Source organism: Agrobacterium sp. 22-214-1, from assembly GCF_053522465.1.
In genome coordinates, this window is record NZ_JBNWCK010000005.1 from 15586 (window position 1) to 28813 (window position 13228).

Here is a 13228-nt window from a genome sequence, read left to right on the forward strand (position 1 = left end):
TGGGCCGCGAGAGATGACGATTGCAGGATATGGCATTGCATTGGTGGACACTCAGCCCTGAAGAATGGACGGCGATCAGGCTCAGCCTGTGGGTGTCGTCCATCGCCATGCTTGCCAGCCTGCCTTTCGGCATTCTGGTCGCCGTGGCGCTGGCGCGCGGCCGCTTCTGGGGCAAGTCTCTCCTCAACGGCATCGTCCACCTGCCGCTCATCCTGCCGCCTGTCGTCACCGGCTTTCTGCTGCTCGTCCTGTTCGGCCGCAGGGGCGCGATCGGGCAATTTCTCGATAGCTGGTTCGGCATCGTCTTTTCCTTCCGCTGGACCGGGGCGGCGCTCGCCTGCGCCGTCATGGCCTTTCCGCTGATGGTGCGTTCCATCCGTCTCTCCATAGAAGCGGTGGACCGCAAGCTGGAAGAAGCCGCGGGAACCTTGGGCGCAAGCCCGTTCTGGGTGTTCCTCACCGTCACCCTGCCCTTGACGCTGCCCGGCATCATCGCCGGCATGATCCTGGCTTTTGCCAAGGCCATGGGCGAATTCGGCGCGACTATCACCTTCGTCTCCAATATTCCTGGCGAGACCCAGACTTTGTCCGCCGCCATCTATACCTTCACCCAGGTTCCGGGCGGCGATGCCGGCGCCTTGCGGCTAACCATTGTCTCCGTCGTGATTTCCATGCTCGCTTTGCTCGTCTCGGAGTTTCTGGCCCGCATCGTCGGCAAACGGGTAAGCATGGAATGACGCTTTCGGTCGCCACCCGCCATCGCCTGGGTTCTTTCGAACTCGATGCGTCATTCACCTCCGAAGGCGGCGTCACCGCGCTGTTCGGACGCTCCGGCTCCGGCAAAACCTCGATGATCCGCATCATAGCGGGCCTGCTGCGGCCGGATGAGGGACAGGTTTTGCTCGATGGAGAAGTGCTGGCCGATAGCGGAACACGGCTGTTCCTGCCGGCTCATAAACGCCGCTTCGGTTATGTTTTTCAGGAAGCGCGGCTCTTCCCGCATCTCAGCGTGGCGCAGAACCTGCATTACGGCCGCTGGTTCGTCGTGAACAAAACCGGGAGCGCGAATGAAGACCGCATCGTCGACATGCTCGGCATCGGCCATCTCCTGCAGCGCCGGCCGGACAAGCTTTCCGGCGGCGAGAAACAGCGTGTCGCGATAGGCCGCGCGCTTCTGTCATCGCCTCGCCTGTTGTTGATGGACGAGCCGCTCGCCTCGCTCGACGAGGAGCGAAAAGCCGAGATCATTCCCTATCTCGAGCGGCTGCGCGACGAGACGAAAATACCGATCGTCTATGTCAGCCATTCTATTCAGGAGGTCGCCCGCCTCGCCGACCGCATCGTGGTGATGAAGGACGGCAAGGTGGAAGCGCAGGGAAAAGCGGCCGACGTGCTTTCCAGACCGGATTTCAGCGCGCATCTCGAACGACGCGAAGCGGGCAGCATTCTTACCGGGCACATTGAAAGCTTTGATGAGCGGCATGGACTTGCCGCCGTAAGGCTAAAGACCATGCTGCTCCATGTTCCGGCAAAAAAGGGAGTGGCTGGCAGCCCGGCGCGGGTGCTCATACCGGCGCGCGATGTGATGCTGGCAACCGTAAAGCCCGAAGGCTTGAGCGCGCTCAACATTCTCGCCGGCCATGTCGCGACTGTTTCTGCCAGCGAAGACGGCATGGTCACGGTTCAGGTGGATTGCGGCGGCGACATCATCCAGTCGCGCATCACCGACCTGTCACGCGAGAGGCTGCAACTGGAGCCGGGAAAACCGGTGCACGCGATCATAAAGTCGGCGGCTCTCGATCCCTATTGAGAGCCGCGTCGGGATTGCGGTTGGCCTCCAGCCAGTCGATATCCGCGCGCAAGGCCTCGTTCATCCGCTTTTCCATGCCGCGATAACGCTCCAGCACTTCAGTGCCGAAAGCGGTCAGCGCCGCACCGCCGCCCTGTTTGCCGCCACGCTGCGATTCGATAACCGGTTGCCTGAACATATGGTTCAGCGCATCCACCAGCAGCCATGCGCGGCGATAGGACATGTCCATCGCCCGCCCGGCGGCAGAGATGGAGCCAGTCTCGACAATCAGCTCCATCAATTCGATCTTGCCATGGCCGAGACGTTCCCCGGGCGGAAAATCGATACGAAGAACAGGCTTCAATGGAGAAAGGGCCTCACTCATCGTTCAAAGGCTCCGTCCATGAACATCGCGATAGGCCTTTTGCGCTCCATCCACCGGTAAGGCCGTCGCCTCATAGACGCCACGCGCGACCGCGCGCGCCATCACGATGGTCGCCAGATGGCAAAGCTCGGCAAAATGAACGCCGCCCTCAAGCGGCTTTTCACCGGTCGAGGCCGCGAACATGGTGTCGCCGTCGCTTGGCAGATGGGCGGGCAGAACGGCGCGCGCCAGCCCGTCATGCGCCATGATGGAAAGGCGATGCGCCTGCGCCTTGGTCAGCACGGCATCCGTCACCACCGCACCGATGGTCGTTGCCGTGAGATTGACGCCCTTGAGGCGCAGCGCGGTATGATCCGGCTCGAAACGATCGGGAAAACCGCAATCGCCGTATTCACCCTGCACTTCAAACGGCGCGGACCAGAAATGGCGGCTCGTTCCAACGGTTGCCGAGCCGAGCGCATTGACGGCAACGATGGCCGCCACCTTATAACCGCCTGAGCTGACGGCGCTTGCCGAACCGAGCCCGCCCTTGAAGGTGGCGGTCGTCCCACCCGTTCCAGCTCCGGCCGTTCCGAGCTCAAAGGGCTCCGCACGCGCCGCCTTGAAGGCCGCATATCCCATCTCGCGATAGGGTGAATGCAGCCCCCAATCCTTGTCACCGCCATTCAGCAGATCCATCAGGATCGCCTGCGGCACGATGGGAACGCGGGTGGAGCCCACCTGCAGGCCGCGTCCGATTTCGCGCAGCCCGGCCTGAACGCCGCCCGCCGCATCCAGCCCGAAGGCAGAACCGCCTGACAGCACGAAGGCATCCACCGTTTCCACCGTCATCGTCGGGTCGAGCAGGCCGGTATCGCGCCCGCCCGGCGCACCACCCAAAACAGAACCGGAAGCGATGGCGGGCTTTTCGAAAACAATCGCCGTGACACCGGAGCCGAGGGCAAGATCGGTGACATTGCCGACCGAAACGCCGCCGATATCCGTCAGAAGATTGGTGAGTGCCGCCATGCCGTTTCCCTTTTTCTCCCGGTATCCCGCCACCATCAGGCACTGTCAACGCAAAACGTGAGGTGCCTGATGTCGACGACAAGCCGCGATCAGGAAAAAACAGCCGTTCCGATCACGGGCGTCGAGGGAACGGCCATGTCCCTCGGCTCCAGCGGCCCGGAGAGATATGCCTGATGGCCGGCGTCTATGGCGCGGGCGAAAGCCTCCGCCATGCCGACCGGGTCTCCCGCACGCGCCACCGCCGTGTTGAGCAGAACGGCATCGTAACCGAGTTCCATAACCGTGACCGCATGCGACGGACGGCCGATACCGGCATCGACGATCAGCGGCACATCCGGGAAACGCGCCCGCATGGATTTCAGCGCCGTCAGGTTGAGCGGTCCCATGGCGCTGCCGATTGGCGCGCACCAGGGCATCAGCACTTTGCAGCCTGCCTCCAGCAGCTTCTCGGCGACGACCAGATCGTCCGTCGTATAGGGAAAGACCTCGAAACCATCGTCGCAGAGGATTTTCGCCGCCTCGACAAGAGCGAAGACATCGGGCTGCAGCGTGTCGTGATGACCGATGACCTCCAGCTTGATCCAGTTAGTGCGGAACACATCGCGGGCCATCTTTGCCGTCAGCACCGCCTCCTTGACCGTGTGGCAACCGGCGGTATTGGGCAGAATCTGGCGATCCAGCTCGCGGATAAGCTCGAAAAACTGACCGCCCTTCTTGCCACCCGCCGTTTCCCGGCGCAGTGAAATCGTCAGAATATCCGTTTTGCTCGCCCGCACGGCATCGGCAAGCACGACAGGGGACGGATAGCGCGCCGTGCCGAGCAGGAGACGGGACGAGACCTCGCGGCCATAAAGCGTCAGCATGGTTTCAGCCTCCCTGCATCGGCGAGAGGATTTCGATACGGTCGAAAGCCTTCAGCTTATAATCGGCGCGCTCTTCCGAATGCACTAGGTCACCGTTTACCGCCGTCGCCAGCCACTCACCCTCGTATTCGAGGCTAGCGAGCAGGCCGGCCAGCGTCTCGGCGGCGAGATCAAGCTCGTCGCCATTCACCAGAAGTTTCATGATCCCGTTCCTTTCGAGAGAGAGTTTGGCAGACGATTTCAGACGCCTGCCGCGCCATCGCCGGTGACAGCAGAAAGCCGTGCCGGTGCGCGCCGTTGATGAAAATTGTCCGGCCATCCTGCGTGACCTTCGGCAGATTGTCGGGATAGGCGGGGCGCACGCCGGTGCCTGTCTCGATGATTTCCGCTTCCGCGAAAGCCGGATGCACCGCATAGGCAGCATTCAGGAATTCCATCATCGAACGGACAGAAATGTCGCCGGTATCCTCGGTCTCGATCATCGTCGCGCCCACCATGAAACGGCCAGGCTCGCGCGGCACGATGTAAAGCGGAATGCGCGGATGCAGCAGCCGGACGGGACGAGACAGGGAAACCTCCCGCGTGGCGAGATAGAGCATCTCTCCCCGCACACCGCGAAGATCGGAAATCCCGCCGATTGCCGCAGAACCAGTGCAATCCACCACCCGGTCGAACGGCTCTTCATCCAACGGGATACCCATATGGAACTGCACACCCATGGTGCAGAGCCGTTCATGCAGCGATTTCAGTGCAAGACGCGGATCGAGATGCCCCTCATCCGGAAAATAAAGCCCGGAACGAAACCGCCCGGCAAGATCTGGCTCCAGCGCGGCGATTTCGCCCTCATCCACCCAGCGATAGCCGGCGGTCCGCGATGCGAAACGCGAAAGCTCCGCCTTGTCGCGGGCCGGCGCAACGACCAGCGTGCCGTTACGGACGACAAGGCCGGGTGTCGCTTCATCCCACCAGTCGAGCGCCGCCCGACCAAGCGTCAGAACCGGCTCTTCAGCGTTTTCACGCTCGCACCAGGGCGCCAGCATGCCGCCCGCATACCAGGATGCGCCGCGAGAGGGTTCGGCATTGCGCTCGCAAACCTCGACGGTAACACCGGTCCGCGCCAGCTCGAAGGCCGCCGTCAAACCGGCGACCCCCGTTCCCTTGACCAGAACGCGCATGCTATTCGGCATCCGCAGGGGTCGCGAGCGGCATGTAAAGCTCACCGCCCTCCTTGAAGCGTGCGGCCATGGCCTCCAGCCCCTCCTTCTGCGCCTCGGCGCGGATATCGTGGGAAATCCGCATCGAGCAGAATTTCGGTCCGCACATGGAGCAGAAATGCGCGACCTTGTGCGCTTCCTTCGGCAAGGTCTCGTCATGGAAGGAGCGCGCCGTATCCGGGTCCAGCGACAGGTTGAACTGGTCCTCCCAGCGGAACTCGAACCGCGCGCGCGACAGCGCATCGTCCCGCACCTGTGCCGCCGGATGGCCCTTGGCGAGATCGGCGGCGTGGGCAGCGATCTTGTAGGTGATGACGCCGACCTTCACGTCGTTGCGATCCGGCAGGCCGAGATGTTCCTTCGGCGTGACGTAGCAGAGCATCGCGGTGCCGAACCAGCCGATCATCGCCGCACCGATGCCGGAGGTGATGTGGTCGTAACCCGGCGCAATATCGGTGGTGAGCGGCCCAAGCGTATAGAAAGGCGCCTCACCGCAGGTCTTCAGCTGCTTGTCCATATTTTCCTTGATCTTGTGCATCGGCACATGGCCGGGGCCTTCGATCATCACCTGGCAATCCTTCGCCCAGGCGATCTGCGTCAGCTCACCGAGCGTCTCCAGCTCCGCGAATTGTGCGGCGTCATTGGCGTCGGCAATCGAGCCGGGACGCAAGCCATCGCCCAGCGAGAAGGAGACGTCGTAAGCGCGGCAAATGTCGCAAATCTCGTCGAAATGCTCATAGAGGAAGCTTTCCCTGTGGTGATGCAGACACCACTTGGCCATGATCGACCCACCGCGCGAAACGATGCCGGTGACGCGGTTGACGGTGAGCGGGATGTAATGCAGCCGCACGCCGGCATGGATGGTGAAATAATCCACACCCTGCTCCGCCTGTTCGATCAGCGTATCGCGGAACACTTCCCAGTTCAGGTCTTCGGCAATGCCGTTGACCTTTTCAAGCGCCTGATAAAGCGGCACCGTACCGATCGGCACCGGCGAATTGCGGATGATCCATTCGCGGATATTGTGGATGTTGCGGCCGGTAGACAGGTCCATGACGGTATCCGCACCCCAGCGGATCGCCCAGACCATCTTCTCCACCTCTTCCGCCATGGAGGAGGTAACGGCGGAATTGCCGATATTGGCGTTGATCTTGACGAGAAAATTGCGGCCGATGATCATCGGCTCAAGTTCCGAATGATTGATGTTGGCAGGGATGATGGCGCGGCCGGCCGCCACTTCCTGACGCACGAATTCCGCCGTGACGTAGTCAGGGATATGCGCCCCGAAACTCTCGCCGTCACGCGCCAGCTTTTCCTTGGCCGCCTCGCGCCCGAGATTTTCGCGGATGGCGATGAATTCCATTTCCGGCGTGATGATACCTGCCCGCGCATAGGCAAGCTGGGTCATGGCTTTACCGGCCGTGGCTCTGAGCGGCTGGTGGCGCACGGAAAATTCAGGCGTCAGGCGTTCGCCGGTGGCAAAGCCGTTATCCTCCGGCTTGACGTGCCGGCCGTCATAGGCCTCGACATCGCCGCGCGCCACGATCCAGTCATGACGCAGACGCGGCAGACCCTTTTCAATCAGAACGGGATGCGAAGGATCAGTATAGGGACCGGAGGAATCGTAAACCGTCACCGGCGGTTCACCCGCCGTCGGATGAACCGCAATCTCGCGCATCGGCACGCGGATATGGGGATGCAAAATTCCCGGTTTATGGATTTTCGTGGAGGCGGCATGCGGCCCGGTGGTAACCGACAGCGGGATAGTCTTGGCAGCGATATTCATCTTGAGGCTCCAAAGTTTAACAGTGGAGACCCAGTTCGAGCCGGAATGATGGAAAATACCGAATTGCCGAAACGCGACGTCATACGCCCGCCCGACCTTCGGTCTTTGCACCGTCCCTACGCCAGTATGAACTGGATCAGGTTCAACGGGTCACTGCGCATGAAAGCAGAATCTCAGCCCCTTGACGGGACACCCCTGGTGAATGACCACAGCAAAAAACACCGACCGGCATTTGTCAAGGCCGACGATCCATGCTTGGCAAAGGTGCGGGAATGGCGCATGCTGCCGTTAGTTGTAATTAACCTAACGGTTTAGGCGAATATTATCGTTTGCAACATAACGATAAGCACAAACCATCCTGATGTGAAATTCATGGGAGATACGTCGGAATGAACGCGACTATTCGTGAAATACTGGCCAAATTCGGCCAGCTTCCAACCCCTGTCGATACGATTGCAGATGAAGCCGATCTTTATGCGGCGGGCCTTTCTTCCTTTGCATCCGTGCAATTGATGCTCGGCATCGAAGAAGCATTCGATATCGAATTCCCCGACAATCTGCTGAACCGCAAGTCTTTTGCGAGCATCAAGGCCATTGAAGACACCGTTAAGCTCATTCTGGATGGTAAAGAGGCAGCCTGATGAACGTCACCGTAGCGCCGCAGGATGAAACGCTGTCCGCGCGCGCGGGCCGTGTCGCGGCAATCGCCGCCAAACACGCGGATGAGGTGGATGTCACCGGCCGCTTCCCGCAGGAAGCCGTCGACGCCTTGCGACAGGAACGTCTGCTCGGCATCCAGGTCCCCTCTTCGCTGGGCGGCGAAAGCGCTTCCTTACAAGAAATCGCCGATATCTGCGCCCGGCTCGGTCAGGCCTGTTCGGCAACCGCGATGATTTTCGCCATGCACCATATCAAGGCATCCAGCCTGGTGGAACACGGCGAGACGAGCGCATGGCATGCCGGCTTCATGAGCCGCATCGCCAGCGAACAGCTTCTGCTCGGCTCCGCCACCACCGAAGGCGGCATTGGCGGCAATCTGCGCAATTCCATCTGTGCAATCGAGGTCGAAGGCGATTTCTGCCGGCTGGAAAAAGACGCCACCGTCATTTCCTATGGCAGCAATGCCGATGCGATCCTCATCACCTCGCGCGCCCACAAGGATGCCGCGCCCGCCGATCAGGTGATGACAGTCTTCCTGAAAAACCAGTACACGCTCGAAAAGACCCATGTGTGGGATACGCTCGGCATGCGCGGCACCTGTTCGGATGGTTTCCTGTTCCGCGGCGAAGCGCCCGCGGCGCAGATATTCCCTAAACCCTTTGCGGAAATCGCCGCACAATCCATGCTTGCAAGCTCGCATCTCCTGTGGAGCGCCGTCTGGTACGGCATCGCCTCGGATGCCGTGCTGCGCGCCCAGTCTTTCGTCAGAGCAGCGGCGCGCAAATCGCCCGGCACCGCCCCTCCCGGCGCGATCCGCCTTGCGGAGGTTTCCACCAAGCTGCAGGTCGTGAAATCCAACATCATCGCCGGCATCAAGGCTTACGAGGACACCAAGAGCGACCCCGAAAAACTGATGTCCATGGCCTTTGCCGTCGCCATGAACAATGTGAAGATCTGCTCTTCGGAAACCATTCTCGAGATCATCGATCATGCCATGCTGGTCTGCGGCATCATGGGCTACAAGAACGGCACGCCCTACAGCCTCGGCCGGCACCTGCGCGACGCGCACTCCGCCCGTCTGATGATTTCCAACGACCGCATTCTCGGCAATTCCGCCAATCTCCTGCTGGTTCACAAGCAGGACACCAGCCTCTTGGGATAAGACCATGGACATGCAAACATCGTTTCTCGATCGACTGTTCGAAGAAGGCCTGCTGATTGAAACCGGTGTGGACGGTCTTTATGGCCGCAGCGGCCAGTTCGAGGATGTCATTGCCGCCTTCGAGCGGCTGATCGACCGCACGGGTGGCAGTGACGGCGCCGAAGCGATCCGCTTTCCGCCCGGCATCAACCGCGCCTATTTCGAAAAGAGCGGTTATATGAAGAGCTTCCCACAGCTCGCCGGCACGGTCCATTCCTTCTGCGGCTGTGAGCTCGACCATGTCAGCCTGCTGAAAACCATGGATGAGGGCGGCGACTGGACCAAGGACCAGAAAGCCACCGACATCGTGCTGACGCCTGCGGCCTGCTACCCGCTTTATCCGACGATCGCCAAGCGCGGCGCGCTACCTGCCGGCGGCGGTCTCTATGACATCCAGTCCTATTGCTTCCGTCATGAACCCTCCAAGGACCCGGCCCGCCAGCAGCTTTTCCGCATGCGCGAATATGTTTGCATGGGCACCGAATCCGACGTCACCGAATTCCGCCAGACCTGGATGGATCGCGGCGTGGAGATGATGAAGGCGGTCGGGCTCGATGTCACCATCGATGTCGCCAACGATCCCTTCTTCGGCCGCGCCGGCAAGATGCTCGCCAACAACCAGCGCGACCAGAACCTGAAATTCGAACTCTTGATCCCGGTCACATCCACGACCAGCCCGACGGCCTGCATGAGCTTTAATTATCATCAGGATGCCTTCGGCCAGAAATGGGGCCTCAACCTCGCCAATGGCGATGTCGCCCATACCGCCTGCGTCGGTTTCGGCCTTGAGCGCATCGCGCTGGCGCTGTTTGCACATCACGGTCTCGACGTGAAGAAATGGCCTGCGAAGGTCGTGGAAACGCTCTGGGGCTGATCATTCATGCGGCAGATTTTTCCCGGTCTCGATCCCAAAAACTATGTGCAGCATCCGCTCCATTCCTCCGAGAGAATGTGGCCGGAGACCAATTGCTACATCGATTTGTGGATCGAGGTGCTGGCCTCGAAAGGACTGCCGCCGGAAGCCATGTTCGGTTTCACGCTCACGCAGGATTTCGAAGGCGACCAGTTCACCTTCTTCAAGGTGCCGCTGGAAGACCTTGAGGCGCTTTATGGCGTTCGCGCCACCGAACTTGCGATCTTCGACAGCGTGGAAAACCACATCGAGGCGCAGCTCGCACGCGGCCGCATCTGCCTGATCGAGATGGACAGCTTCTATATGCCGGATACCCATGGGGTGGGCTACCGGAAGGAACATGGCAAGACCACCATCGCCATCAACCGGCTCGACCTAGCGAAGCGCGAACTCGACTATTTCCACAATGCCGGCTTCTTCCATCTGTCCGGCGAGGACTTCGACGGTCTGTTCCAGCATCATCTGGCCGAGACCGACCCGCCTTTCCTGCCCTATACCGAATTTGCAAAATTTGCGGACAGCAGCCCCTCGCCCGCACATATTCGCAAGACGGCCGAACGGCTCCTGAAGTTTCATTTTTCCAGACGGCCCTCCGCCAACCCGGTCCGTGCTTTTGCCGGCGTTTTTCCGGCGCAGGTGGAAAAGGTCGCCGACCGACCCTTCGGCTTTTTCCACAAATATGCCTTCAACACGCTGCGCCAGCTCGGCGCCAATTTCGAACTGGCGGCAAGCCACTTCGAATGGCTGGACGCGGACGGTTTTTCTGAAGCAAGAAACCACGCGCTCAAGATTTCCGAGGTTGCCAAGACCGTGCAGTTCCAGCTCGCCCGCGCCGTCACCCGCCGCAAATTTGATGCACTGGCCACCGTGCTCGATCCAGCAGCGGATGCATGGGATGGCGTGATGGAAGCGCTTGCGACTAAACTCACTGATGCCAGCGAGGCCGCGTGAGGACCTATCTTCCCGGCGAAAGCGAGGAATTGCTGAGCGAAGGCTGGACGCTGACGCTGACGCCCGCCGATGCCTGTGAGACACCGTCCGATATTCCCGCATCGCTTGAAAGCCTTCACGTCTCCGTTCCCGGCACCGTGGCGCAGGCTCTGGAAGCGGCTGGAAAATTCGACCGCCTTGCCCCGGCGCCTCTCAATGACAGGGATGCCTGGTATCGGCTGACGATGATTTCCGATACGCGCGAACGCGCCATACTTCGCTTCGACGGTCTCTCCACCATTGGCGAAATCTTCTTCAACGGCGAGCTGATCGCCGCGAGCCAGAGCATGTTCGAAAGGCTGGAAGTGCCGGTTGAACTCACGGGCGCGGACGAGCTTTGCATCTGCTTCCGGGCGCTTGCGCCGAGGCTTGAAAAAACCGGTCCCCGCGCCCGCTGGCGGCCGCAGATGATGAATACCCAGGGTTTGCGACTGATCCGCACCACCGCACTCGGTTACATGCCCGGCTGGTGCCCGGAAATCCACGCCGCCGGTCCATGGCGGCCCATCAGTCTGATCAGACAGGAAGCGGTGCTTTGCACGCTCCAATCTTCGCTGGGCGAGGCAGGAACGGGAACGGTCGCCATTGCGCTGGAAACCGAACGGCCCATAAAATCGGCACGGCTTGGCTGCGCGGGTTATAGCGCCGATCTTTCCAGGGATGAGAACGGCAAGTTTTCCGGCGAGCTCCACATACCCGAAGTCGAACCATGGTGGCCGCACACCCATGGCAGGCCTGCGCTGCACGACACACTTTTGGAACTGGACGGCGAACAACATAGGCTGGGGCGTACCGGCTTCCGGCGGATCGAGATCGATCATGGCGAAGACGGTAATGGTTTCGGCCTCAAGGTGAACGGTCAGCCGGTCTTCTGCCGCGGCGCGGTCTGGACAACGGCCGATATTGTGCGCCTGCCGGGAACAGGGACGGACTACGAGCCATGGCTTAGAAAAGCCGCGGAAGTCGGCATGAACATGATCCGCATCGGCGGCACCATGGCTTATGAGACGCCGGAATTTTTCACACTTTGCGACGAACTCGGCATCATGGTCTGGCAGGACGCCATGCTCGCCAATTTCGATTACCCGGCAAAGGACGAGAGCCTGCGCCAGCATATCGTCACGGAAATTTCGCAGTTCCTCGAAGCCACCGCGCTTTCTCCATCGCTCACCGTCTTCTGCGGCGGCAGTGAAATGTACCAGCAGGGCGCGATGCTCGGTCTGCCGGAACAGATATGGAAGGGAACGCTCACCGAGGAGGTTCTGCCGGAACTCCTTGCCGAGAAACGCCCGGACGCAGCCTATGTCGCCAATTCCCCCTCCGGCGGCGCATTGCCCTTTTTTCCCAACGTCGGGGTCGGCCATTATTACGGCGTGGGCGCCTATTGCCGCCCGCTGGAAGATGCGCGCCGCGCCGATCTGCGCTTCGCCGCCGAGTGCCTCGCCTTCGCCAATATTCCCGAACAGGAGACGCTGGACAGATATCTACCTGGCGTGGCCGTGCACGATCCGCGATGGAAGGCACGCGCACCGCGCGATCGCGGGGCATCCTGGGACTTCGAGGATGTTCGCGACCATTATCTGAACCTGCTCTACGACGTCGAACCGGATGTTCTGCGTCGCGAAGACGGCAGCCTTTATCTCGACATGTCCCGGGCCGCCACGGCCGAGGTCATGGAGGCGACTTTCGCCGAATGGCGGCGCAGCGGCTCCTCCTGTCAGGGCGCTCTGGTCTGGACCCTGCAGGATCTCGTTCCCGGCGCAGGCTGGGGTGTCATCGATGCGACTGGCCGGCCCAAATCCGTCTGGCACGCGTTGAAAAGGGCGTTCCGCCCCATCCAGGTTACTTTTTCCGATGAGGGCACGAACGGGCTGGATATACACCTCGCCAACGAGACCGGCGGCGGCCTCGAAGCCATGCTGGAGCTGACCTGCCTGCGCGAAGGTGTGCAACCCGTCGTCCACGCCAAACGACCGCTCACGCTTTCGCCGCGACAGAGCCAGACCATTGCCGCAACAGATTTGTTCGGCGCCTTTTTCGATACGACCTATGCCTATCGTTTCGGCCCTCCGTCCCATGATGTAACGGTCGCCCGGCTTCGCGACGTTGCGACAGGACACGTCATCGCGGACGCATTCCATTTCCCTCTGGGCCGTAAAAAGGCGCTGCACGCCGCAAACCTTCAGGTCGCGATCGGTGAAACGAACGGCAACTGGTCTCTTGAAATCGGCACGGACCGGCTGGCGCAGTCCGTCCATGTCGAGGTGCATGGTTATTACGCCTCGGAAAACTGGTTCCATCTCGGCCCCGGCGAAACCAGAAAAATCAGCCTCCTGCCGGAGACCCCGGCGACGGAAGCTCCTCCTTCCGGAGAGGTCGTGTCACTGGGTTCCAGCCGGCGATTTTCCTTCTAGGGCAT

General features: G+C 60.9%; 13 protein-coding genes and 1 riboswitch. Of the genes, 7 read left to right on the forward strand and 6 right to left on the reverse strand.

Going from position 1 to position 13228, the window contains the following annotated elements:
- Nucleotides 1–29: 29 nt before the first annotated feature.
- A complete protein-coding gene (gene modB, locus ACQZ5G_RS17895; protein ID WP_020813461.1) occupies nucleotides 30–737 on the forward strand; it encodes a molybdate ABC transporter permease subunit in 708 nt (235 codons plus the stop codon).
- Nucleotides 734–1810 (forward strand): molybdenum ABC transporter ATP-binding protein, encoded by a 1077-nt coding sequence (gene modC, locus ACQZ5G_RS17900; RefSeq protein WP_448737910.1) that lies wholly within the window; start codon nucleotides 734–736, stop codon nucleotides 1808–1810. Before modB ends, modC begins: the two co-directional genes overlap by 4 nt.
- On the opposite strand, the gene ACQZ5G_RS17905 is transcribed toward modC, so the two are convergent.
- From ACQZ5G_RS17905 to thiC, 6 genes are all read right to left on the reverse strand, one after another.
- The gene (locus ACQZ5G_RS17905; protein ID WP_425646777.1) at nucleotides 1779–2174 is read right to left on the reverse strand and encodes a winged helix-turn-helix domain-containing protein; all 396 of its coding nucleotides are present in this window, start codon (nucleotides 2172–2174) and stop codon (nucleotides 1779–1781) included. The two genes, modC and ACQZ5G_RS17905, sit on opposite strands and share 32 nt — an antisense overlap.
- 3 nt (nucleotides 2175–2177) lie before the next feature.
- Nucleotides 2178–3182, reverse strand: coding sequence for a P1 family peptidase (locus ACQZ5G_RS17910; protein ID WP_448737911.1), 1005 nt, complete (start codon nucleotides 3180–3182; stop codon nucleotides 2178–2180).
- An 89-nt stretch (nucleotides 3183–3271) separates the two neighbouring features.
- Entirely contained in the window at nucleotides 3272–4045 is a 774-nt protein-coding gene (locus tag ACQZ5G_RS17915; protein ID WP_448737912.1) for a thiazole synthase, read from the reverse strand.
- A gap of 4 nt (nucleotides 4046–4049) precedes the next feature.
- Nucleotides 4050–4247 carry a sulfur carrier protein ThiS gene (thiS, locus tag ACQZ5G_RS17920; RefSeq protein ID WP_003521310.1) on the reverse strand — a complete coding sequence of 66 codons (198 nt, stop codon included), beginning with the start codon at nucleotides 4245–4247 and terminating at the stop codon, nucleotides 4050–4052.
- Nucleotides 4216–5220, reverse strand: coding sequence for a glycine oxidase ThiO (gene thiO / locus ACQZ5G_RS17925; RefSeq protein ID WP_448737913.1), 1005 nt, complete (start codon nucleotides 5218–5220; stop codon nucleotides 4216–4218). The genes thiS and thiO overlap by 32 nt, the downstream gene beginning before the upstream one ends.
- A 1-nt stretch (nucleotide 5221) precedes the next feature.
- On the reverse strand, nucleotides 5222–7045 hold the full coding sequence (gene thiC, locus ACQZ5G_RS17930; protein WP_448737914.1) for a phosphomethylpyrimidine synthase ThiC: 1824 nt from the start codon (nucleotides 7043–7045) through the stop codon (nucleotides 5222–5224).
- Between the two features lie 95 nt (nucleotides 7046–7140).
- Nucleotides 7141–7252: riboswitch (TPP riboswitch) on the reverse strand.
- 182 nt (nucleotides 7253–7434) lie between these two features.
- Between thiC and ACQZ5G_RS17935 the strand changes: the two genes are divergently transcribed.
- Genes ACQZ5G_RS17935 through ACQZ5G_RS17955 form a run of 5 tightly spaced genes read left to right on the forward strand, consistent with a single transcriptional unit; the run spans nucleotide 7435 to nucleotide 13223 of the window.
- Nucleotides 7435–7686, forward strand: a complete 252-nt coding sequence (locus tag ACQZ5G_RS17935) for an acyl carrier protein (protein WP_003504852.1) — start codon at nucleotides 7435–7437, stop codon at nucleotides 7684–7686.
- Entirely contained in the window at nucleotides 7686–8867 is a 1182-nt protein-coding gene (locus ACQZ5G_RS17940) for an acyl-CoA dehydrogenase family protein (RefSeq protein ID WP_059759982.1), read from the forward strand. The genes ACQZ5G_RS17935 and ACQZ5G_RS17940 overlap by 1 nt, the downstream gene beginning before the upstream one ends.
- A gap of 4 nt (nucleotides 8868–8871) precedes the next feature.
- Entirely contained in the window at nucleotides 8872–9780 is a 909-nt protein-coding gene (locus ACQZ5G_RS17945; RefSeq protein WP_003521305.1) for an amino acid--[acyl-carrier-protein] ligase, read from the forward strand.
- A gap of 6 nt (nucleotides 9781–9786) precedes the next feature.
- Entirely contained in the window at nucleotides 9787–10770 is a 984-nt protein-coding gene (locus ACQZ5G_RS17950) for a DUF1839 family protein (RefSeq protein ID WP_448737915.1), read from the forward strand.
- On the forward strand, nucleotides 10767–13223 hold the full coding sequence (locus ACQZ5G_RS17955; RefSeq protein ID WP_448737916.1) for a glycosyl hydrolase 2 galactose-binding domain-containing protein: 2457 nt from the start codon (nucleotides 10767–10769) through the stop codon (nucleotides 13221–13223). Before ACQZ5G_RS17950 ends, ACQZ5G_RS17955 begins: the two co-directional genes overlap by 4 nt.
- Nucleotides 13224–13228: the final 5 nt, after the last annotated feature.